This window comes from Ruegeria sp. I3 (genome assembly GCF_056532525.1).
Map to the genome: position 1 here is coordinate 103,460 of NZ_JBQFNI010000003.1, position 21,914 is coordinate 125,373.

The window sequence follows — 21,914 nt, forward strand, 5'->3', positions numbered from 1 at the left end:
TTCAACGAATTGCCCGGATTGCCAACCCCGAATAGTCGAATTCCGAGACCGAATGCCCAAGCGGCTTGATTTTGCACCCCAACAAAACATGAGCGTTGACCCAGCGGCTGCCTTGCCGCGCTGCCCTTAAGTGCGTTAGAGGGCCGCGAAACAGGTGATTCCACATGAAGCGTGTCTTATTCGCATTGATCTGCCTGACTTTCGCGACTCTTGCGCAGCAAAGCCAGGCCCAGTCTCTTACGGTTACAACGGTAACCCGTCCTCCGTTCTCATTTGTCGAGGACGGTGCCCAGACCGGTTTCTCGATGGATCTTCTGGCGGCACTGTCTGAATCACTCGGCTGGGAATACTCGGTCAACCGCGTCGAGACATTTGGAGAAATGTTGGGCGCGGTTCAGGATGGTTCTGCCGATCTGGCGATCGCGAATATATCGATCACCGCCTTGCGCGAAACCCGAATGGATTTCACACAACCGATATTTGAGGCCGGATTACAGATCATGGTCCCGTCAGAGGCCGCTCGCCAGCCATCGCTGCTGCACGCTTTGCTGTCTCGGGAATTGTTCATCGCCATCGGGCTGGCCTTTGCGATCCTGCTTGGTGGCGGCATGCTGATGTGGAGTTTTGAGAAACGCGCGCAGCCCTACTTTGATCGCAAATTGAATGAGGCGTGGTTCCCTTCGTTCTGGTGGGCCCTCAACCTGGTGGTGAACGGTGGCTTTGAAGAGCGGATGCCGCGCACCCCGTTTGGCCGCCTGTTGGGTGTAGTACTCGTGGTGTCATCCCTATTCATCGTCTCCGTTTTCACGGCCCGGATCACCTCGGTGATGACGGTGGACGCAATCACCGGCAGCGTCAATTCGGTCAACGACCTTTACGGCAAACAGGTCGGGACGATTTCCGATTCAACCGCCGCCAGTTTCCTGAACCGGCGCGAGATCGACTATACCGGCTATGGCGATCTGCAGGACATGCTGAACGCGTTTGAGAATAAGGATTTGGATGCGGTCGTTTTCGACGCTCCGATCCTGTCCTATTATGCCAGCCACGAAGGGCGCAGAATGGCGACAATGACCGGGGGCATCTTCCTGCGTGAAAACTATGGGATCGCATTTCCAACCGGATCGCCATTGGTCGAAGACGTCAATCAGGCGCTGCTGTCCCTGCGCGAAGACGGCACCTATGACGAAATCTATCGCAAGTGGTTCGGGGTGAGAAACTAAGCAGTTTCCTCGTCGCCGAAGAATGGTGTCATCTGTGCCACGATAACCGCGTTTTCATCCAGCGCCCGTTGCATCAATGCCCGCTCATCCGGATCGATATCATGCCCTTGCGCCTCACGCTCGGCCAGGGTGCCATAGCCGGTGACATCCAGAGGTGCAGTATCGGCCTGCTTCAGGATCGCTACTGTCTCGCGCACGGCTTCGGCCTCGTCCACGCCGCTGGCAAAACACATCAACGCCGCCCCGGTCGCGCCTTCGGGCAGGCCGTCGCCATCTTTGCGACCGATCTGAACCAACAACGTATAGACTTGCTGGCGCGAAGGTTTTTTCTGCTTTTCCATAGTGCCCGCAATACGCTGGCCCGATGGCACGGTCAACTCAGTCGCAGGTGCTGGCGTATAGGTGGTCCAACAGCATCTGCGCTGCCACGCGCTGCGTGTCGCGCCATTCCGCCCGGGGTCGCAATGGCATCACAGCATCCGTATTGAAATAAATTGCGGACATACCCGCTGCCACGGCTTGGACCCCTTGCACATTGGCAGCAGGCAGTTCGTTCATGATTTCAGCAGCGATCCTTGCCTCGAAGTCATAGACAAACCCAAGCAAGGGTTCTCGCAAATCCGCGTGTCTTTCTGAGGCTGCAACCAAAGCAGCAAACACCGCGGCACTTTCCGAAGAATAGGTACCGCGTCCGAACAAAGCGTCCAGCATCGCTGCAACCCGATCAGTGCACGGCAGAGTGTCGAAGAGCGCCTCAACCTGATCCGCGAAGACTTTCAGGACGTGATCCAGCAGCTTGCGAACCATCTCATCCCGGTTGCCCAGATAGTGGCGTAGCAATGGCCGCCCGACGCCTGCCTCTTCTGATATGCGCGCCAGGGTCGAGCCATCCAGCCCATACCGCGCGACACAACGCATAAATGCGTTCAGGATTTGCTCGGATCTGGCGTCTTTCATACTGGGACGGGGCATCAGAATCCGTTCGCAACTGGTGGAAAAACATCCGCCAGAACGTAGAGAACGCCCAAACCGGTCCACAAACCCGTCAGCGACCAGAACAGTGCCGGATCTGTCGCGCGGTTTATCGGTTCGATCAAGAAGGCCTGCCCCGAGCGCACCGCCAAGAGCCCCCAAAATATGAACAACAGACCCCAAAGGCCGTAATACCCGGCGAAGGTCGAGACAAGAAGCGCCGCCAGAATTAGCAGTGTCATCCACCTTTGATTCCTCAGGGTTTGAATAAAAGTCATCCTGCCTCCAAGCGGGTTCAGAAAAATCTTAAGGTGAAATCTGGACATTCGAAGGTTTATTGTCAATATTGATGATTATCATTTTTGACAATAAATGGACTCGACAATGCCGCCTGACGCACTTCCGGATCAACCCAAGCAACAACTGCCGCGTGAGGCATATGTCTCGGACAGTTGGTATGAGGCCGAACAGAAAACCCTGTTCAGCAAGTGCTGGAGTTTTGCCGGCGTGACTATGGATTTCACCGAACCCGGCGATTTTAGGACAATTCAGGCCGGAGCCTACGCTCTGATCGTCATAAGGGACGCAAATGGCGACTTGCGCGCCTTCCACAACCAATGCCGCCATCGCGGAACCGAGTTGCTGGAAGGCTGTGGCAACGCAGGCAAAACCATTGTCTGCCCTTATCACAACTGGGTCTACAATCTGGATGGCGCTTTGCGCGGAGTACCAGCCCAGCGCGAGTGCTTTCCGGACCTGGACAAGAAGGCAACCGCGTTGTTCGGTGCCTCAGTCGGTGTCTTCCGCAACCTTGTTTTTGTTCACCCAGAACCGGATCAAAGCTTTGACGCGTGGCTTGGCGATCTGGCTCAAATACCTTGGCCTCATGATCTGGCATCAAACGAGCTACAAGAGAACCCCGACGACGTGGTCTATGAGATCAACTGCAATTGGAAGGTCTTCTTTGAAAATGCAATAGACGGCTATCATCTGGCCTATCTGCACAAAGACACGTTGGGCGGGCCAACCCATGACAAGAATCTTTGGGAGGTTTTTGGCCAAAACATGGTCTGGTGGTCGACCGAGCGCGAAGGCGTCAAACATCGTATCCCTCAGTTTGTTGAAAGCTCGGCCAAAGGGTCCGGCCTGAAAACGGTACGGAATGCCGAAACGCCGGGCTATGGCGGGGTCTACATGCTGTTTCCGACCACGATCCTGACGCCAAACCCCTGGGGGTTTTCGATATCGACCATGGAACCAGTGGATGCCAACACAACACTTCTGCGGGTCAGAAACTGGTCGCCTAAAGGCTGGTTCACCTATACGCATCGCGCGGCGGACATACCCGGATACGACCCGGAATCCGGTCGGATCAAATCCTCTCACTGGACCCTGCACCCACTGGAGACGGGGGATTTTCAGACCGAGGATGTCTGGGTGTGCGAAAAGATGCAGCGCGCCCTTCAATCGCCCCGATATCAAGTCGGCCCTCTGGCCAAAGGGGCCGGAGGTGAGGCGGCGATTGATTTCTTTCAGCAAACAGTGCTGGAGTTCATGCCAAAATAAGAAAGGCCGCAGAGCATGCACTCTGCGGCCTATTCAAACTGAAACGAGGGGATCAGTCGCGCAGTAGCTCATTGATCCCAGTTTTCGAACGGGTCTTTTCATCGACGCGTTTCACGATGACCGCGCAATACAGGCTTACATTGTTCTTGGACGGCATCGAGCCCGCAACAACCACCGAATAGGGCGGAACCTCGCCATACATGACTTCACCGGTTTCGCGGTCCACGATCTTGGTGGATTTACCGATGAATACGCCCATGCCCAGAACCGAACCCTCGCGGACGATGCAGCCTTCGACCACTTCCGAACGCGCACCGATAAAGCAGTTGTCCTCGATAATGGTCGGACCGGCCTGCATCGGCTCCAGTACGCCTCCAATGCCGACGCCGCCCGACAAGTGCACGTTCTTGCCGATCTGCGCGCAGGAACCAACGGTGGCCCAGGTATCAACCATCGTGCCTTCATCGACATAAGCGCCAAGGTTCACGAACGAGGGCATCAGCACCACACCAGGTGCGACATAGGCCGACTTGCGGACCACACAGTTTGGCACGGCGCGGAACCCTGCTGCGCGCCACTGGTTCTCTCCCCAGCCGGCGAACTTGCTGTCGACCTTATCCCACCAGCCGCCGTCTTGCGGGCCTCCGGTCTGGATTTCCATGTCCTTGATGCGGAACCCCAGCAGAACTGCTTTTTTCGCCCACTGGTTCACGTGCCAATCACCACTGTCGAGCTTTTCAGCCACCCGCAGCGAACCGCTGTCCAGCGCGCTCAGCGTGTCTTCGATTGCTTCTCGTTGCTCGCCGGTGGTCGCAGGGGTGATTGTGTCACGTACTTCCCAGGCGGCTTCGATGGCGGCTTCCAGTTGCGCATTGGACATGGGGCGTCTCCCTAGAGAATCTGTTCACGTTGATGTGGCCTATACGCAAGCGAGACCCATGGCGCAATGCGACGCGGATACCTCGGTTTGCGTCAATCATCGGTAAGTGCGCTGAGTGCGGCAAACATATCCCGGTCATTTTGGGTTCCGGCATTGGGTGCGGTCAGCAACACATCGCCGTAGAAAACCGAATTTGCACCAGCCAGAAAGCACAAAGCCTGCTCGGCAGTTGAAAAGTCCGACCGTCCTGCCGACAGGCGCACCCGTGTTTGCGGCATGGCGATCCGCGCGGTCGCAACCATGCGCACCAGATCAAAAATGCCTACTTTTTCTAGATGCGCCAGCGGCGTGCCTTTGATCGGGATCAGCGCGTTTATCGGTACGCTTTCGGGATGCGGGTCAAAATTCGCAAGGACCTGCAACAACGAGGCACGATCCCGCAGGCTTTCACCCATACCGATAATGCCGCCGCAGCACAGATCAATACCTTCGTCCCGGCAATAGCTGAGGGTCTCCAAACGATCCTGATAGGTACGAGTTCCAATAATCTCGCCATAGAATTCCGGCGAAGTATCCAGGTTATGATTGTACGCCGTAAGTCCCGCCTCAGCCAATCGTTTGGCCTGATGTGGCTTGAGCATGCCCAGGGTCACGCAAGCCTCCATGCCCAGATCGCGCACGCCCTGCACCATGTCCAGCACATTGTCGAATTCTTCGCCGTCGCGCACCTGACGCCATGCAGCACCCATGCAAAACCGTTCAGCCCCCGCATCGCACGCCCGTTTGGCAAGCGAGATGACATGCGCAGGGTTCATGAGCTTTTCCTTGGTCAGCTCGACCTCGCGATGATGAGCGGATTGCGGGCAATAGGCGCAATCCTCGGGACAGCTTCCGGTTTTTATCGACAGCAGGCTGGCTTTTTGGATGTCGTTTGGATCGTGATACGTCCGGTGAATTACATTTGCGCGACCTACCAGATCCAACATTGGGAGGCGCATCAGCGCCTCCACTTCATCCACGGTCCAATCGCTGCGGATATCTTGCCCGGTATCAAGCATCAGGCTGCGGCCCACGGATTTTCTGCATCAGACCCGTCGGCAGGCCAATCACTAGAACGGCTGCCAATGCAATCTTCACGAGATCACCCAGAATGAAAGGGCTGAAACCGTAAACCAGAACCTTGTCTGCAGGCACGAACTGAGCCAACCAACCCAGACCCAGCGCATAGATCACCGCAAGCCCAGCCAGCATCGCCGGAACCAGAAACAGTTTGCGCAGATTGTCCGCGGCCCATCCAACCATGACCGAGGCGACCACGAAACCCAGCAAATAACCTCCGGTTCCGCCCATCATATAGGCCAGCCCAATGCCTTTTTCGGGCGTTCCGGCAAACACCGGCAAACCCACTGCCCCGGCAACCATGTAACCGATCACGGTTGCAGAACCGAGACGCAGCCCAAATGCCGCGGCGATAGCCATGACGGCGGCGACTTGAAGGGTCATGGGCACAGGCCAAAATGGCACCTGGACTTTTGCACTGGCGGTCAAAAGAAGAATACCCAACGCGACACGAAGGATCTGACCCGCAGGGGTTATTACTCCGGCGGCCGGGAGGGTGGATTGCAGAGTGGCTTTCATCGTCATTCTCTTTTTATAGATAATATTACATAGATTCGGAATTGATCATCATTTTTATCTATTAAAAATCAAGTCAAATCTTCTGAGAAGGCACAGATCGTCGTTTCAAAGGCAGAAAGTATCAGCTTGCACGACGGATATGGCGCACAAGTATCGAGGTTGCGGCGGAAACGTCTTTACTCTTCAGCGCCTGAATGATCGCAGCGTGATCCGTATCGACGCGCTGCACCCATTTGGGCCGCCAATGTGCAAATAGGTGCCTGGCACTGGCAATGTGCAGATCATCGACAGCATGCAAAAGACGGGGCAACCCGCAAGGTGTCAGGATGGCACGATGAAAGACCCTGTTCCGCGCCTCCCATTGAGGCATGTTTTCAGCCTGATCACATGCCTTTCGCGCATCATCAGCCACTTTCAGAGCAGCGGGCGTCATATTTTGCACGGAATGCTGCATCGCCAGCGTTTCCAGCGCGACACGCATTTCGATCACTTCACGCACTTCGGCAGGGTCCAACGCGGTGACGCGCATGCCCTTTCGCGGTTCGCTTTTGGCCAATCCATGCGCCTCAAGCCGCAGCAGTGCTTCGCGCACCGGCACATGGCTGGTCTCAAAGTCGCGCGCGATATGGTCCTGACGCAGCTTTTCACCGGCAGGAAGATCGCCGGTGATGATTTTCTGGCTCAGGGCATTATAGATTGTGTCGGCAATGGTTGCGGTCATGAATTATAGATAAAATCCATGAACAACATCTACAAGCCGTATTCTCAACCTGTTAGCGGATCTGGCGCGATGTTCCCGCCGCAAATCAGCACTGCGACACGCTCACCCGGCTCCGGCTGGTAAGCGCCCGAAATCAGTGCGGCAAGCGCAGCAGCCCCTGCTGGTTCAACCAGTATTCGATGCGTCTGCCACAGAGTATTCTGGGCTTGCGCTATCGCATCATCAGAAACCAGAACCGAACTCATACCTTGGGCCAGACCAAAGCAAATCTCACCAATTCTCCGTGCGCCCAGTGCGTTCGCTGCAATGCCCGAAACGGAAACATCAACCGGTTCGCCCGCAGCCAACGCAGCATTCAGCGCGCAAGAGGTTTCCGGTTCGACCGCCACGACTTTGCGCGCACCCTGAAACCATGCCAAAGCTCCGGCAATCAGCCCACCGCCGCCCACGGCCACCAATACTGTGTCCGCCTGCAAGCCCTGCGCGTCCCATTCAGCAAAACATGTCCCCTGCCCTGCCACCGTCGCTGGCGCATCATAGGCGTGGATTTGCATGGCGCCGGTGCTTTCCTCATGCGCCTGCGCCATGGTCAGTGCATTGGCGTATTCACCCGAAACAACACTCAGATCAGCCCCGATCCGCTTGATCAGCGCAATCTTGGAGGGACCTGCAAGTTCGGGCACAAAAATCTTCGCTGGGTAGCCCAGTGATTGCGCGGCATAAGCCGCTGCCGCACCGTGGTTGCCACCGGAAGCCGCCACGACGCCTGCCGCAGGCACATCCATGCTGAGCAGGGTATTGAACGCCCCGCGCGCTTTGAAGCTGCCCGTGTGCTGCATATGTTCAAGCTTCATTTCAATCGGATAGCCCGGAATGTGGCTTTCCATCACCGGTGTGACCTGCGCGTGTCCGGCAATGCGGTCCCGCGCTGCCAATATTTCACTTTTCCAATCCATTCTTGTCTTTCCGTGACTGGCACTCTGCCCGCGAACCCTATAGCTGTTTTGGAAACACGCAAGCAGGGAACCCCGCATATGAGAGAAGATCGCCTCAGCCCCTTTCGCGACGCACAGACCGACCGCTCGACCGCAAGCGAGGTACCGGATACCCCGCAGACGCGGTCTTCGGCCTATCGCCTTGCCTTCGCTGATGATGACTTCCTGTGCCGGGATGAGCTGCGCCCCGTGCGGCTGCAACTGGAGCTGCTGAAGCCCGAGATGATCATGACCGAGCGTGAGATCACCTCGACCATCGTCATGTTCGGTGGCGCGCGCATTCCGGAACCCGCTCAGAAACACACAGCGCGGACCGAGACCTTGGCCGGGCTGTCGAAATACTACGATGAGGCGCGCGAGTTTGCGCGTCTGATGACAGAGAAATCAAATCAGACGGGCTGCCGCGAAAATGTGATCGTCACCGGTGGCGGCCCCGGCGTGATGGAGGCGGGTAACCGTGGTGCACAGGATGCGGGCGGGTGTTCAATCGGCCTGAACATCGTGCTTCCGCACGAGCAGGCTCCGAACCTATACGTGACGCCTGATCTCAGCTTCAATTTCCACTACTTCGCCATCCGCAAGATGCACTTCCTTATGCGCGCTCGCGCCATCACCATCTTCCCCGGCGGCTTCGGCACCATGGATGAGCTCTTCGAATCCCTGACACTGATCCAGACCGGCCGCATGGACCGCGTGCCGTTCCTGCTGTTCGGACGTGAGTTTTGGGAAAAGGTGATCAACTGGGAGGCGCTGGCCGATGCAGGCACCATCTCGGACGAAGATCTTGACCTGTTCCGCTTTGTCGACACCGCGCAAGAGGCAGTGGATATCATCGAGAACTGGGAACCCGCGCCCCCACGCGATGAAATACCGGGGCGCTGAGCCATGAGCCCGAAGACCGGAGAAATGTTGCACCTGCGCGGGAATGCCCTGAACAAGGGAGACCCCGTCGCCCTGCCTTTGACCCAAAGCAGCATGTACCATCTGCCCGGCGCGCCGGATGGGCATGCCAGCTATGGCCGGGTCGACAACCCGACTTGGGTACATCTTGAACATGTCCTGTCGCATCTGGAAAACGCCCCTTGCTTTAGTTTCCCCTCTGGCATGGCAGCCATTTCAGCGGCGCTGTTTGCAACGGTCAAAGCCGGATCTCGGCTGCTAATCCCGTCTGACGGGTACTACGTAACGCGGCTTTTGGCTGATCGGTTTCTGTCAAATCTGGGCGTTTCCATCGTAGAGCGCCCAACAACCGCCTTTGGCGAAGGCGGATTTGATGGATTCGATGTGGTATTTCTGGAAAGCCCCTCGAACCCCGGTCTGGACATGCTTGATCTGCCTGCAATTGCAGAGGCCGTGCGCAAGGTCGGCGGCATCACCATCGCCGACAATACCACGATGACCCCTTTGGGCCAACGCCCACTGGACCTTGGCGTTGATGTGGTGGTGAGTTCAGATACCAAAGCGATGGGCGGACACTCGGACCTACTGATGGGCCATGTCGCCAGCCGCAATGCTCAGGTCATGGAGCGCGTTGAAGAATGGCGCCGAGTCTCTGGTGCGATTCCAGGGCCACACGAAGCTTGGTTGCTGCACCGCGGACTTGAAACGCTGGACGTGCGATTTGACCGGATGTGCCGCTCGGCGCAGGTTCTGGCCGAACGGCTGGCCGCGCATCCGGCTGTGAAACACATCCGTTATCCTGGGCTACCCAATGATCCGGCGCACGCATTGGCCGCAGCACAAACCAAACGGTTTGGATTCTTGCTGAGCCTGACGCTTGAGACCGAGGCCAAAGCGGAGCAATTCATCAACACCTGCCCCTTGCTACGCCCGGCCACTTCCTTTGGCGGCGTCCACAGCTCGGCCGAGCGGCGTGCCCGATGGGGGGATGCTGTCGATCCGGCTTTCATCCGCCTCTCTGTCGGTTGTGAACCGGTTGACGAACTGTGGCAGGCTGTTGAGGTCAGCCTAGACTCGCTGTGACTATTTCTTGGTCTCGCGCAGTTCGGGAAACACATAAATCGGCAGCACAATACTACCGATCAGCGCGCCCAGCCACACCAGCAATGTTGCGGCCAACAGGTTCGAAATACCTCCAATCGTCAGCCCTGCGGTGATCAGATCCGTGACCAATAGGCCAATAAAGGTCACGATCAAGGCTATCCCGCCTTTCAGTGCCGGTGCCTTCTTTTCCCCCAGCTTCAGGATCAGCGGCTCGGCTATGACCTGAACTAGAGTAAATACGATCACCACCACGATGAAGGAAATCGGCCGGATCGCAAACTCCGACAGCAGCAAACTGGCCAATAACAGCCCGATGGCGTTCCCGGCCAACAAAGCCAGCACTGATTTGAGCCTGCGTGTCATGGGTGATCTCCGTCAATGAACACTCTGAAACATCTTGATATTAGCAGAGCATCTGGGATTTACGAGACAATTTAGCCTCCTCTTCTTTTTGACCTGTTGAAATCAATTGATAAAATACCTTCATCAAGGCCAAACCCCACATCGACGAGAGGCAAGATGAGCGACGACCCCTATTCCGTACTTGGCGTCGCCAAAGACGCCAGCGATGCCGAGATCAAGAAAGCCTATCGGAAGATCGCCAAAGATTGCCACCCGGACCTCAAGCCGGGCGATGCTGAGGCCGAGGCCAAGTTCAAAGCCGCCGCTGCTGCTTATGACCTGCTGAAAGACCCCGAGACGCGCAAACGCTACGACAATGGCGAGATTGATGCCTCGGGTCAGGAACGTCCGCAGCAGCAATATTATCGCGACTATGCCGAGGCTGCAGGCAACCCTTATCGCGGTCACGCGGCTGAACAAGACGATATGTCCGACATCTTTGCCGAATTCATGCGCGGGCGGGGTGGATATGGCCAGCGGAGCCAAGAGTTCCATGCACCGGGCCACAACCTGAACTACTCGCTGCAGATCAGCTTTCTTGACGCCGTTTTTGGAGCCAGCCAGAAATTGACCCTGCCAGATGGGAACCGGATTGAAGTGAAGATACCTGCGGGTATCACGACCGGGCAAACCATCCGCCTGCGTGGCAAAGGGGCCCCGGGGTACGGCGATGGGCCTCCCGGCGATGCGCTTGTGACGATCTCGGTTGCGGATCACCCGGTGTTCGACCGTCAGGGCGATGACATCCACATCACGCTGCCCATCACCATTGATGAGGCCGTTCTGGGTGGCAAGGTTCCCGCCCCCACCATCGACGGTGGCGTCAATGTCAGTGTCCCAGCGGGCACCAGCAGCGGCAAAACCCTGCGCCTGCGTGGCAAAGGGGTCAAGAAACGCGGCTCGTCCGAACGGGGCGATCAGTTCATAGAACTGACGGTCGCAATGCCAGACAAGGTAGACGATGAATTGAAGCACTTCATGGAGACATGGCGCGAAACCCACGGCTATGATCCGCGCAAAGGAATGCCGTCATGAGCCGCACATTGACCGAAGCCGAACTGATCGACGCCATCGCCCGCCTGACTTCGGATCGCCTGACCGAATATCTGGCCGCTGAGATCGTGATCCCCGAGCAATCGGAGCAAGGTCTGCGATATCAGCGTATCGACGTTGCACGTCTGGAACTGGCATGCGAACTGCATGACCAGTACGACATGGAGGCCGATGCACTGTCGATGATGATCTCTCTGATCGACCAGATGCATGGGCTGCGCGCCGAACTGCGCGAGGTTTTGAACGCAGTCGAGGCGCAACCGGAACCGGTTCGCCAACAACTGATCGAAGTGATCGGAACAGCGCGATTCCGTCGCAGTTAACGGGGTTTTGGGAGCCGGGATTTTGGCGTAGAAGGCGCCCTTGATCCTTAGCCCGGTATCCCCATGACCCAGTCCAGATCCGAATTGCTGATGCCTGCGGGCAATCTGCGTAAGTTGAAACTCGCCATCCTCTATGGCGCGGATGCGGTCTATTTGGGCACACCGGATATGTCGCTGCGGACAAAGTCCGAGTTCTCGCTGGAAGAGGTGATAGAGGGAGTCGAGTTTTGCCACAACCATGGCCGGCGCGCGTACCTGACGCTGAACCTGTTCTCGCACAATAAGGACATTCCGAAGCTGGACGAATACATCGACACTGTCCGCACGGTGAAACCTGACGGGCTGATCATCGCCGACCCCGGAGTGTTCCAATACGTCCGCGAACGCGCGCCGGAACTGCCGCTGCATATCTCGACGCAAGCCAATATCTGTTCGTGGTTGTCGGTGAAGTTCTGGCAGGATCAGGGGGCCGAGCTTGTGGTTCTGGCCCGCGAAGTCTCATACCCCGAATTGGTCGAGATTCGCGAGAAATGCCCCGATATCAAGCTTGAGGCGTTTGTGCACGGGGCCATGTGCATGACCTATTCGGGCCGCTGCCTACTGTCGAACTTCATGGCCGAACGCGGGGCCAATCAGGGCAACTGCGCCAATTCCTGCCGCTGGAACTACGGTCTGAAACTGCGTCTGAAAGACGGAACGCATCAGGAGCTGCGCATTACCGATGAAAACGCCGACCTATTCGAATTCCTGCTGGAAGAAGGCTGTCGCCCCGGTGATTTGATGCCCATCGAAGAGGATGATCGGGGATCCTACATCCTCAATTCCCGCGACCTGTGCATCATGCCCAAGCTGGATGAATACTTGAAGATCGGTGTCGACAGTCTGAAAGTCGAAGGGCGCGGCAAATCGGAGTATTATGCCGCCATCGTCGCGCGCGCCTATCGTATGGCCATCGACGACTATCACGCCGACCCCGAGAACTGGGACCCGAAGCCCTATATGCGTGAACTCGAAACAGTCGGGAACCGCGGCTACACGCTGGCTTTCCACGAAGGCCGCCTGACCAATTATGCACATGATTACGAACACACAGCCTCGATTGCGCAGTGGGAATATGCCGGGATCGTCACCGAGGTGACCGAGGATGCCTTTCTGGTCGAGGTGAAAAACAAGCTGGAACCGGGGGATGTATTGGATTTCGTCTCTCCGATTTCGCGCGAGACGGTTCTGCTGCGGGTCTATGACTTTGAACGCGCTCATGATGGGGCGCGGCTGGACGTTGTGCATGGCAGTACCAAAACCATCATCCGCCTTCCCTTCACCCTGTTCGATCACGAGGATATCGACGATCTGCGCACCCGTTTCCCGATCTACTCCGTCCTTCGCAAAGAACGTGCCCTGACCGACGAACATTGGAGCCGCATCCGCTTTGACAAGCTGGTGCAGGGGCTGGAAACCTCAGGTCGCGACAACCCTAAGGCCTATACCCGCCGTCGTGACGAGCTGGTCGAGAAAATCGGCGAAGACGGCAATGAGCGCCGCTTCAAAACCAATCGTATCGGAACCGAGGGATGTTGCGGCAAAGGCTGCAACGGCTGTTTGATCTTCTGGCAGGATGAGAAATACGCGCTCGCCCGCGAGGTCCTATCCAAACGCAAACAGGGTGAGCAACTCAGTCGTCAGGAAGCGACCGAGCTGAAGCTGCCTGACCCGGCGGCCTGAAGATCACTCTGCGACACGATACTCTTCGGGTACGTAAAACGTATAGTCCCGGTCCGCGACGGCCTCGTGGCAGACATGGCAGTAATCGACCTCTGACGCGCGAAAGCCCATCGTATCACCGAACAGCGAACCGTCCGGCATCACCATGATATAACGCCAGTCGGCTGTTTCCGGGTTGGTGCCTTCTGGCAGTTTCTCCATCACGAACAGGGCGCCGGGATGGATATTGCCCTCATCTGTGACAGTCATACTGTCTTTGGCCAGGACCGAGCCCGCAGGCAGCTCTTCGCCTTCTTGCAATGTGCCGTAATTGTGGGCCATGCGGTTCGCATAGCTGTTGACATAGCGCTGCCCATGCGTGGCCGAGATGTAGGGCGCATCGTTGAACAACGGCCAGTTCTGATAGTTTCGGATCAAGTCCATCTGTGCCGCCGCATAACCCCGCGACATGCGTCGTATCAATGACTGATAGTGTTTCTGCGCTTGCTCCTTGGTCAGATCGGCTGGGTTTTCAATCGCCAAATGCGCATCCTGATCTTTGGTCTGAGCAGATGCCGCGTGGAGAACAAATCCCGAGATCGCCAGAACAGCTGCGATACCCAAGACTTGCCGGTGACTTACAATCATATTGTGGCCTCCCTGACTGATCAGTTCGCCTAAATGCCGCTTTGCTTCAGAAAAATGGTAGCGGCCTTAATTGGTGTTACCAGCACCGCCCCGGCAATCTCACCACCTTGTGTCTGTCGGTGAGTTCCCCATCCAGAGCGGGTCTGCGCCGAAGATACCAAATTTTGAACAAGGAAACAGCACTCAATTCATTAAGTTTTTCGCGCGAAGCCACGGCCCATGCCCTTAACGGTTTAGCCCGGCTTCAGCCTCGATCTGCTTTCGCGATTTCCGGGCCCGTTCGGTGGCCGATTTTAACTGGCCACAGGCCGCCATGATATCCTCACCCCGCGTTTTGCGGATGGGTGAGGCATAGCCCGCCTGATAGATGATGTTCGCAAAGGCGCGGATACGATTGTTCGAGCTGCGCTTGTAGGGCGCGCCCGGCCATTCGTTGAACGGGATCAGGTTGATCTTGGCCGGGATGTTATGGCGCTTGATATGTGCGATCAGGCGATGCGCGTCTTCGTCGCTGTCGTTCACGCCATCCAGCATCACGTATTCGAACGTGATCCGTTCAGAATTCGACGCGTTGGGATAGCTGGCCAACGCCTCCAGCAGTTCCTCGATATTCCAGCGCTTGTTGATCGGAACAAGTACGTCGCGAGTTTCATCAGTGGTAGCGTGGAACGAGATCGCCAACAGGCATCCAATTTCTTCAGCCGTGCGCGCGATCTCGGGTACCACACCCGAGGTCGATAGCGTGATGCGGCGACGGGACAGAGAAATCCCCTCGGGGTCCATCGCAATCTTCATTGCGTCACGGACGTTTTCAAAGTTGTAAAGCGGCTCGCCCATACCCATCAGCACGATATTTGACAGCAGGCGTGTTTCATCTTTGGGCGCACCCGGTGTTGGCCATTCCTCAAGATCGTCACGCGCCATCATGACCTGCCCGACAATTTCGGCCGCTGTCAGGTTGCGCACCAATTTCTGCGTGCCCGTGTGGCAGAAGGAGCAGGTCAGAGTACAGCCCACCTGAGATGAAATGCATAGAGTTCCGCGATCATCTTCAGGGATATAGACAACCTCAACCTCATGCCCGCCCGCGATGCGGCACAGATACTTGCGGGTGCCGTCCTCTGAAACCTGACGGGTCACGACTTCGGGGATTTCGATTACGAACTGCTCGGCCAGTTGTGTGCGATAGGCCTTGGCCAGATTGGTCATCTCACCAAAATCACGCACACCCCATTGGTAGATCCATTGCCAAATCTGCCCCGTGCGCATCTTCGCCTGCTTTTCGGGCGTGCCGTGTTCAATTAGCGCCTCACGCAATCGATCGCGGGTCAAACCGACAAGGTTCATCTTCCCCTCGGGCAGTTTGCGGGGGATGGTCATGACGTCTTGAGTGATCGGCGCTTTGGGCGACATTGGCGTATCTCGGTGGATTCTGGCTTGGGATGCGCCTCTATATAGGAACACACGTAAAGATCAAAAGAATTCGTGCTTCAATTTGCGTAACGCAACAATTCGTCAACCCGCGCCCGGCCAAGGTCAACCCGACAGGCTGTGATGGCAATCCCCGTACCCGATCCTCCGCCGAACGAAGCACCTACCGCTTCGCACTGCGCATCGCGATAGGCCACCCACGCGTTTTGCGAGGCCTCCAGCGCAGGCACAGCGACGACCCGTCCGGTGACCTCGTCCAGTTCTTGTGCGGAGCCGAGCGCCAGCGAATAGCTGGAGTCTATCGCTGTGTTTACCCGCAATTCCATATTCGAAACACAAGATCCAATTTCCACCTGCGAACCGGCGTCAATACACTCCATAGTTGGATCCGCAATTGCGGATATCGGAAACATCAAAAAAACAAACGCCCATCGCATCCATCAATCCTCCAGACAGAGATATCTGTCTATCACAGATCAAGATGCGCGCCCAATCAAGATGGGCCACTAAAGCAGAAACTTAAGCGGCCCATTGTTGTTAGTTTACTGCTGGCGGGATGTAGCAATCTTCTGCATCCAGGGTCTTTACGGGATCTTCCGGACCACATTGCTCACCCGTTATCGGATAGGTTTCCAATCCTTTCTCACAACCTGCAAGGATCACCGCAGACGCCATCAAGAGCACTGCCAGGTTTTTGCTTAAGTTCATTGCCGACTCCTCAACAAATTCTGAACTAATTAGTTCAGAAAACGGGGAAGCAGGCTTTGACACGGATCAAGAAACACCGCTCTACGTGGCGTAAATTTCTGAAAACACACAGGATCAGACCAAACAAATAAAACCCCGCCGGAAAGCTGGGTTTCGGAATTTGATCTGCTTGTGGCTTAGTTCGTGCAGCGCGTTTCCGCGTCTTCAATCGCGGCCGTAAAGCCCAGCAACGAGAAGGTGTCTTTGGTCTGCGTACCACGTTCCGAACGGGCGGTCAGCACCGCCTCACTTCCGCGCTTCATCGCTGTGACGATCTTGGCATCGTCCGAGGCGGTCGCAGGCCATGCCCACTCACCATCGGTGAACAGCTCGAACTCGCTGCCATCGACAACCAGATTGACAGTAGAACCAGACGCAAACGGATAGCCGCCGGTAAAGGTCACCTGCCCTTTAACCTCGGCATTCGGACGATAGAACACAAACAGCAGGATATCGCTGCGCCGAACGGAAACGACCCGGCCACCGCGTGTGTTCACGGTCTCTTTCGGGGCAGATACGCTCCAGCATTCGGTTGGGTCGTCCTCGACAAACACGCTCCAGTCCGTTTTTGCAGCGACGCGATTGGTACTGGTCGCCTGCTGCGCAATTGCCGTTGTCGCCATTCCTGCCATGCACAGGCCCGCGATCACGCGAACGAGCTTTAATCCCATCGGTTCAGCCTCCTAGCCCGACCTATTACCTCATACCCATCGGAAATACGTGCGAACTCTGCCGGTTCGTCTGTTCAGTTGCGTATTCCGATGATTGTCGACATACACACACTAACGCAGGTTTCGCCACAGGCGAAAGGGCGATTGGCAGATTTTTGCGCATGATTGATGGGGTGGACATGACACAAGCCGTACCGATGACAGAACTCTGGCGCGGGTCACTGTTGGAAAGCCAGCATATGGGCCATGCAGTGATCTGTGACGATAGTGGTCAGATCGTGCGCAGCTGGGGTGATCCAAACGCGGTGATCTATCCCCGCTCCTCGGCCAAAATGATCCAGGCCCTGCCGCTGATCACCTCGGGAGCAGCTGCAAAATACGGTTTGAACAGCGAACATCTGGCCTTGGCCTGTGCTTCACATAACGGGGCGCATATCCATACTGACCGCGTGTCCGCATGGCTCGATCACCTCGGCCTGTCCGAGCCCGATCTGCGCTGCGGCCCGCAGGAACCTGCCGACATGGCGGCCCGTGACGGGCTGATACTGGCAGATGACACGCCTTGCCAGATTCACAACAATTGCTCAGGCAAGCATTGCGGTTTCCTGACTTTGACGCAGCATATGGGGGCCGGGCCGGAATACTTGGAAATCGACCATCCTGTTCAGCAGGCCTGCCTGTCTGCCATCGAAGAAACCACAAGCGAAACCAGTCCCACCTACGGAATCGACGGGTGCTCGGCGCCGAATTTTGCGACGTCTCTGGTGGGACTTGCGCGATCAATGGCTTGGTTTGCCTCTGCCGCAGACCGTTCGGACCGCTCCAGCGAAGCAGCGGTGCAGCTCACAGAAGCGATGGTGAAACATCCCGAACTTGTCGCAGGTGAAACCCGCGCTTGTACCGAGTTGATGCGAGCGATGAACGGGCGCGTTGCAATCAAGACAGGGGCCGAGGCCGTCTTTGTTGCCATCATCCCTGAAAAGCGCATGGGCGTTGCGCTAAAAATCACTGACGGTACTACCCGCGCCAGCGAATGCGCCATCGCCGCGATTCTAGTGCATTTAGGTGTGCTAGAGGCCGATCACCCGGCCACCCGCAAATTCATGAACGCCACGCAATACAGCCGCCGCGGGTTGGAATGTGGTGTAATCAAACCCTCACCGGGATTCCCCGGCTGAGACTTACATCTCGATCTCGTGCACCTCGGCCACTTCGACCGAGCCCGAGCCATTCACGACCATCGGGCAGCCTTTGGCCATCTCGGTTGCAGTCTCAATGCTGTTGGCCTTCACCACCGTGAAACCTGAGGCCGGATTTGATCCGCCATTGTCTTCAACCCCTCCGCTGCTGACCGTGTAGGACTGGCCTACAGGATTTCCCGGAATCTCTAATGAGCCGCCGATTTCCTGAAACCAAGCGCCCCAAGCGGCCATGGTCGCCTCGATCTCGGCGGGATCGGTTGGGGTGTGACCCCCGTGATAAACAAACAAATATTGGGGCATATCGCTCCTCCCTGATGAAAACCTATTTGCAAAGTGCTTCGAGTTTGCGCAGCGACGATGTCCAGCCTTCGTTGTGGTTCGTGGCCGACTCGGCATCGACAAGTTCACGGTGATCAACCACCAGCCGTGATCCGCTGTTGGTCGCGGTAACCGAAAAGGTCACATGGCTTTCCGCACCGCGCTGGTCCTGATCGTCATGCCAAGCCCACGTAAATCCAACAGACTTTGGTCGATCGATATGGGTTACGTGACCCGAGACTTTGAACTGCTGACCCTCGCCATTCTGCATAACCGAATACCACGGACCAATGCGCGAAAAGTCGAGATCATGTTCCGGTACATGCAACCCTTCGGGCCCCCACCACTGCAGAAGCTTCGCACCATCGCTGACCCATGCGAACAGGACCTCGGGACTAACGGGAAAATCTCGTTCCAGTTTCAGGTCGGCCATGAATTTTCCCTTTCAATAAGCTCTTCCAAACGGTCGAGGCTGCTTTCCCAGAAATGTCGTTTCGAAATCGTCCATTCGGCTATCGCGCGCAGCCCCTCGGGTTGCACCGAATACATCCGTTGCGTGCCGTGTACCCGCTGCTGCACCAACCCGGCCTCGCGCAAAACCTTCAAATGGCGCGAGATCGCGGCCCCTGACATGCCCTTGCCTTCTATCAAATTACCGACGGGCAGTTCGCCTTCGTCCATCAGTTGCTCGACAATCGAGAACCGAGTGGCATCAGACAAAGCGGAGAATGTGACCAGAAGCGTATTCATGGCCTTATTTAACACAATAGTTAAATTAAAGGAAGCCCCTTAGAGGCCTTGAAATTCTGACCTGCCATAGCCCTGCAGATACAACAACGCTGTCAGATCGCCGTGATTTATGCGGACATCACATTCGGCAGCGACCGAAGGCTTGGCGTGCAACGCGACACCCGTCCCCGCCCGACCCAACATTCCCAGATCATTCGCTCCATCGCCAACGGCAATCACGTCAACCTCGGAGATACCTAGGCGTGTTGTGATCTGCTCCAATGCCTCTATTTTGGCCTGTCGCCCAAGAATGGGCCGCTTCACGTCGCCGGTAAGCTTGCCATCCTCAGCCAGCAATGTATTCGCCCGGTTCTCATCAAACCCAAGCTCTTCGGCGACCTTAGCCGTAAAAGCCGTGAACCCACCCGAGACCAGCGCTGCATAGACCCCATTCGCACGCATCGTGGCAAGTAACGCCTTGCCGCCGGGCATCAGCGTGATCCGTTCATTCAGAACCTTGCCGATCACGCTTTCATCCAGCCCTTTCAACAAGCCCACACGCTCAGTCAGCGCACCTTCGAAATCCAGCTCGCCGTTCATTGCACGCGCGGTGATATCCTTGACCCGATCACCGACACCAGCCTCATCAGCCAGTTCATCGATGCATTCCTGTTGGATCATGGTGCTGTCCATATCGGCCAGCAGCATCTTTTTCCGGCGACCGTCGGCTTTTTGCACGACCAGGTCCACGCCCATCTGTTGCAACTCGTCCCAGACGTCCCAGCGATTGTCGGGAGTTTCTGGCAGGGAAAACTCGGCCGCCTCATCGAGGCTCAGCCAGTTCGCATCACCCCCGCCCCATGCATTCCGCAACGACTCAACCAGCGTCGCCTCTAAAGAAGGGGCCGCAGGGTTGGTCAGCAGAGTAGCTACATACATGTCAGGCCTCCGATTAGCGCACCTGCGGGATATCGCAGGTGCAGCATTTTCACCAGAGGCAGATTGATCTAACCGAGAATACCAGGCAGGCGCAGCCCATGTTCGCGAGCGCAGTCTTTCGCGATCTCATACCCCGCATCTGCGTGACGCCAGACGCCTGAGGCAGGGTCGTTCCACAGAACGCGCTCCAATCGCCGCGCGGCATCATCGGTCCCATCGGCGCAGATCACAACACCCGCGTGCTGACTAAAGCCCATGCCCACGCCGCCGCCATGATGCAGCGAGACCCAGGTCGCACCGCTGGCCGTATTGATCAGAGCGTTCAACAGCGGCCAATCCGACACTGCATCCGAGCCGTCCAGCATCGCCTCGGTCTCGCGGTTCGGGCTGGCGACCGAGCCCGAGTCCAGATGGTCTCGGCCAATGACAACAGGCGCTTTCAACTCGCCATTGGCAACCATTTCGTTGAAGGCCAACCCCGCGCGGTGGCGATCTCCAAGGCCGATCCAGCATATACGTGCGGGCAGACCCTGAAACGCAATGCGTTCCTGCGCCATATCCAGCCAACGATGCAGATGCTCGTTCTCAGGGAACAGCTCCTTCATCTTGGCGTCGGTCTTGTAGATATCCTCGGGGTCACCCGACAATGCACACCAGCGGAACGGGCCGATGCCCTTGCAGAACAGCGGCCGGATATAGGCGGGCACAAAGCCGGGGAAGGCAAAGGCATTCTCCAAGCCTTCATCCTGCGCCACCTGACGGATGTTGTTGCCGTAATCCAGCGTCGGAACGCCCGCGTTCCAGAAATCGACCATTGCAGCGACATGCTGTTTCATCGAGGCACGGGCGGCCTTTTCAACCGCTTTAGGATCAGTTTCGCGCTTGTCCTTCCACTGCGCCATGCTCCAGCCAATCGGCAGATACCCATTGATCGGGTCATGGGCGCTGGTTTGGTCAGTGACGATATCGGGGCGCATACCACCGGCCTGCATCCGCGCATAAATTTCGGGGAACACCTCAGCCGCATTGCCTAGCAGACCCACAGATTTCGCCTCGCCCGCCTTGGTCCAGCGGTCGATCATCTCAAGCGCTTCATCGAGAGTCTCGGCTTTTTCGTCCAGATACTTGGTGCGCAGGCGGAAATCGATAGAATCCGGATTGCACTCGACCGCCAAACAACTGGCCCCGGCGAACACTGCCGCCAGAGGCTGTGCGCCACCCATGCCGCCCAGACCGCCAGTCAGAATCCACTTGCCAGTCAAGTCGCCGCCATAGTGCTGACGGCCAGCCTCGGCAAAGGTTTCATAGGTGCCCTGTACGATGCCCTGCGTACCGATATAGATCCACGAACCGGCCGTCATCTGGCCGTACATCATCAGCCCCTTCTTATCGAGCTCGTTGAAGTGATCCCAATTGGCCCAATGAGGCACGATGTTTGAGTTGGCGATCAGAACCCGAGGCGCATCCTTATGGGTGCGGATGATCGCCACCGGTTTGCCCGACTGGACGATCAGGGTTTCATCCTCTTCCAGATCTTTCAGCCCCGCGACGATCCGGTCGAAATCGTTCCATGTCCGCGCCGCGCGACCGATGCCGCCATAAACCACCAGCTCGTGCGGGTTTTCGGCCACATCCGGATGCAGGTTATTCATCATCATCCGCAACGGCGCTTCGGTCACCCAGCTTTTTGCGTTCAGTTCGGGGCCGGTGGGCGGATAGATATCGCGGGTATTCTTACGAGGATCGGTCAT

The 21,914-nt window shown here is 56.9% G+C and carries 27 protein-coding genes; 8 read left to right on the forward strand and 19 right to left on the reverse strand.

Annotation, left to right across the window (positions count from 1 at the left end; all coding sequences use genetic code 11):
• Positions 1 to 164: 164 nt before the first annotated feature.
• Positions 165 to 1,223 carry a transporter substrate-binding domain-containing protein gene (locus tag ACR0L9_RS09040; protein ID WP_480735057.1) on the forward strand — a complete coding sequence of 353 codons (1,059 nt, stop codon included), beginning with the start codon at positions 165 to 167 and terminating at the stop codon, positions 1,221 to 1,223.
• On the opposite strand, the gene ACR0L9_RS09045 is transcribed toward ACR0L9_RS09040, so the two are convergent.
• Genes ACR0L9_RS09045 through ACR0L9_RS09055 form a run of 3 tightly spaced genes read right to left on the reverse strand, consistent with a single transcriptional unit; the run spans position 1,220 to position 2,437 of the window.
• Entirely contained in the window at positions 1,220 to 1,564 is a 345-nt protein-coding gene (locus ACR0L9_RS09045; protein ID WP_170399025.1) for a hypothetical protein, read from the reverse strand. The genes ACR0L9_RS09040 and ACR0L9_RS09045 overlap by 4 nt on opposite strands.
• A 37-nt stretch (positions 1,565 to 1,601) precedes the next feature.
• Positions 1,602 to 2,195: a TetR/AcrR family transcriptional regulator gene (locus ACR0L9_RS09050; protein ID WP_170514906.1), complete on the reverse strand. Its 594-nt coding sequence runs from the start codon at positions 2,193 to 2,195 to the stop codon at positions 1,602 to 1,604.
• Positions 2,195 to 2,437: a hypothetical protein gene (locus ACR0L9_RS09055; RefSeq protein WP_480454429.1), complete on the reverse strand. Its 243-nt coding sequence runs from the start codon at positions 2,435 to 2,437 to the stop codon at positions 2,195 to 2,197. The genes ACR0L9_RS09050 and ACR0L9_RS09055 overlap by 1 nt, the downstream gene beginning before the upstream one ends.
• Positions 2,438 to 2,567: 130 nt before the next feature.
• Between ACR0L9_RS09055 and ACR0L9_RS09060 the strand changes: the two genes are divergently transcribed.
• On the forward strand, positions 2,568 to 3,761 hold the full coding sequence (locus ACR0L9_RS09060; protein WP_480895462.1) for an aromatic ring-hydroxylating oxygenase subunit alpha: 1,194 nt from the start codon (positions 2,568 to 2,570) through the stop codon (positions 3,759 to 3,761).
• 52 nt (positions 3,762 to 3,813) lie between these two features.
• Here the strand turns inward: ACR0L9_RS09060 and dapD are convergent, their stop codons facing one another.
• The 5 genes from dapD to ACR0L9_RS09085 form a co-directional block, all read right to left on the reverse strand.
• Positions 3,814 to 4,641 carry a 2,3,4,5-tetrahydropyridine-2,6-dicarboxylate N-succinyltransferase gene (gene dapD / locus ACR0L9_RS09065; RefSeq protein ID WP_170399035.1) on the reverse strand — a complete coding sequence of 276 codons (828 nt, stop codon included), beginning with the start codon at positions 4,639 to 4,641 and terminating at the stop codon, positions 3,814 to 3,816.
• A gap of 92 nt (positions 4,642 to 4,733) precedes the next feature.
• A complete protein-coding gene (gene bioB / locus ACR0L9_RS09070; protein WP_480895463.1) occupies positions 4,734 to 5,699 on the reverse strand; it encodes a biotin synthase BioB in 966 nt (321 codons plus the stop codon).
• Entirely contained in the window at positions 5,692 to 6,285 is a 594-nt protein-coding gene (locus tag ACR0L9_RS09075; RefSeq protein ID WP_480895464.1) for a biotin transporter BioY, read from the reverse strand. Before ACR0L9_RS09075 ends, bioB begins: the two co-directional genes overlap by 8 nt.
• Before the next feature lie 115 nt (positions 6,286 to 6,400).
• Entirely contained in the window at positions 6,401 to 7,000 is a 600-nt protein-coding gene (locus ACR0L9_RS09080; protein ID WP_170425930.1) for a GntR family transcriptional regulator, read from the reverse strand.
• Positions 7,001 to 7,044: 44 nt separating this feature from the next.
• Positions 7,045 to 7,956, reverse strand: coding sequence for a threonine/serine dehydratase (locus ACR0L9_RS09085; RefSeq protein WP_170611365.1), 912 nt, complete (start codon positions 7,954 to 7,956; stop codon positions 7,045 to 7,047).
• 78 nt (positions 7,957 to 8,034) lie between these two features.
• Here ACR0L9_RS09085 and ACR0L9_RS09090 point away from each other — a divergent pair, with 78 nt between their 5' ends.
• Positions 8,035 to 8,877: an LOG family protein gene (locus tag ACR0L9_RS09090; RefSeq protein ID WP_480895465.1), complete on the forward strand. Its 843-nt coding sequence runs from the start codon at positions 8,035 to 8,037 to the stop codon at positions 8,875 to 8,877.
• 3 nt (positions 8,878 to 8,880) lie between these two features.
• On the forward strand, positions 8,881 to 9,978 hold the full coding sequence (locus tag ACR0L9_RS09095) for a cystathionine gamma-lyase (protein ID WP_480895466.1): 1,098 nt from the start codon (positions 8,881 to 8,883) through the stop codon (positions 9,976 to 9,978).
• On the opposite strand, the gene ACR0L9_RS09100 is transcribed toward ACR0L9_RS09095, so the two are convergent.
• On the reverse strand, positions 9,979 to 10,362 hold the full coding sequence (locus tag ACR0L9_RS09100) for a hypothetical protein (RefSeq protein WP_480895467.1): 384 nt from the start codon (positions 10,360 to 10,362) through the stop codon (positions 9,979 to 9,981).
• Between the two features lie 156 nt (positions 10,363 to 10,518).
• On the opposite strand from ACR0L9_RS09100, the gene ACR0L9_RS09105 reads away from it, so the two are divergent.
• The 3 genes from ACR0L9_RS09105 (at position 10,519) to ACR0L9_RS09115 (ending at position 13,499) form a co-directional block, all read left to right on the forward strand.
• Entirely contained in the window at positions 10,519 to 11,436 is a 918-nt protein-coding gene (locus ACR0L9_RS09105; protein ID WP_480895468.1) for a DnaJ C-terminal domain-containing protein, read from the forward strand.
• A complete protein-coding gene (locus ACR0L9_RS09110) occupies positions 11,433 to 11,777 on the forward strand; it encodes a hypothetical protein (protein WP_170406831.1) in 345 nt (114 codons plus the stop codon). Before ACR0L9_RS09105 ends, ACR0L9_RS09110 begins: the two co-directional genes overlap by 4 nt.
• A gap of 63 nt (positions 11,778 to 11,840) precedes the next feature.
• Positions 11,841 to 13,499, forward strand: coding sequence for a U32 family peptidase (locus ACR0L9_RS09115; protein ID WP_480895469.1), 1,659 nt, complete (start codon positions 11,841 to 11,843; stop codon positions 13,497 to 13,499).
• 3 nt (positions 13,500 to 13,502) lie between these two features.
• Here the strand turns inward: ACR0L9_RS09115 and ACR0L9_RS09120 are convergent, their stop codons facing one another.
• From ACR0L9_RS09120 to ACR0L9_RS09140, 5 genes are all read right to left on the reverse strand, one after another.
• Entirely contained in the window at positions 13,503 to 14,126 is a 624-nt protein-coding gene (locus ACR0L9_RS09120; RefSeq protein ID WP_170425939.1) for a cytochrome P460 family protein, read from the reverse strand.
• Positions 14,127 to 14,351: 225 nt separating this feature from the next.
• Complete coding sequence (gene rlmN, locus ACR0L9_RS09125) at positions 14,352 to 15,539, reverse strand: dual-specificity RNA methyltransferase RlmN (protein WP_170663306.1); 1,188 nt, start codon at positions 15,537 to 15,539, stop codon at positions 14,352 to 14,354.
• A 77-nt stretch (positions 15,540 to 15,616) separates the two neighbouring features.
• Positions 15,617 to 15,937 carry a lysozyme inhibitor LprI family protein gene (locus tag ACR0L9_RS09130; protein WP_170406843.1) on the reverse strand — a complete coding sequence of 107 codons (321 nt, stop codon included), beginning with the start codon at positions 15,935 to 15,937 and terminating at the stop codon, positions 15,617 to 15,619.
• Positions 15,938 to 16,094: 157 nt separating this feature from the next.
• Positions 16,095 to 16,265 (reverse strand): hypothetical protein, encoded by a 171-nt coding sequence (locus ACR0L9_RS09135; protein WP_480895470.1) that lies wholly within the window; start codon positions 16,263 to 16,265, stop codon positions 16,095 to 16,097.
• A gap of 176 nt (positions 16,266 to 16,441) precedes the next feature.
• Positions 16,442 to 16,975 (reverse strand): invasion associated locus B family protein, encoded by a 534-nt coding sequence (locus ACR0L9_RS09140; RefSeq protein ID WP_170399079.1) that lies wholly within the window; start codon positions 16,973 to 16,975, stop codon positions 16,442 to 16,444.
• A gap of 179 nt (positions 16,976 to 17,154) precedes the next feature.
• Here ACR0L9_RS09140 and ACR0L9_RS09145 point away from each other — a divergent pair, with 179 nt between their 5' ends.
• Positions 17,155 to 18,153: an asparaginase gene (locus tag ACR0L9_RS09145; protein ID WP_480895471.1), complete on the forward strand. Its 999-nt coding sequence runs from the start codon at positions 17,155 to 17,157 to the stop codon at positions 18,151 to 18,153.
• 3 nt (positions 18,154 to 18,156) lie between these two features.
• Here the strand turns inward: ACR0L9_RS09145 and ACR0L9_RS09150 are convergent, their stop codons facing one another.
• The 5 genes from ACR0L9_RS09150 to hutU form a co-directional block, all read right to left on the reverse strand.
• Positions 18,157 to 18,477, reverse strand: a complete 321-nt coding sequence (locus ACR0L9_RS09150) for a YciI family protein (RefSeq protein ID WP_480895472.1) — start codon at positions 18,475 to 18,477, stop codon at positions 18,157 to 18,159.
• A gap of 22 nt (positions 18,478 to 18,499) precedes the next feature.
• Positions 18,500 to 18,928 (reverse strand): SRPBCC family protein, encoded by a 429-nt coding sequence (locus ACR0L9_RS09155; RefSeq protein ID WP_170399086.1) that lies wholly within the window; start codon positions 18,926 to 18,928, stop codon positions 18,500 to 18,502.
• On the reverse strand, positions 18,916 to 19,245 hold the full coding sequence (locus ACR0L9_RS09160) for a metalloregulator ArsR/SmtB family transcription factor (protein ID WP_170399088.1): 330 nt from the start codon (positions 19,243 to 19,245) through the stop codon (positions 18,916 to 18,918). Before ACR0L9_RS09160 ends, ACR0L9_RS09155 begins: the two co-directional genes overlap by 13 nt.
• A 39-nt stretch (positions 19,246 to 19,284) precedes the next feature.
• Positions 19,285 to 20,163, reverse strand: coding sequence for a phosphoserine phosphatase SerB (gene serB, locus ACR0L9_RS09165; RefSeq protein WP_170818384.1), 879 nt, complete (start codon positions 20,161 to 20,163; stop codon positions 19,285 to 19,287).
• Positions 20,164 to 20,231: 68 nt separating this feature from the next.
• Positions 20,232 to 21,914 carry a urocanate hydratase gene (gene hutU / locus ACR0L9_RS09170; RefSeq protein WP_170399092.1) on the reverse strand — a complete coding sequence of 561 codons (1,683 nt, stop codon included), beginning with the start codon at positions 21,912 to 21,914 and terminating at the stop codon, positions 20,232 to 20,234.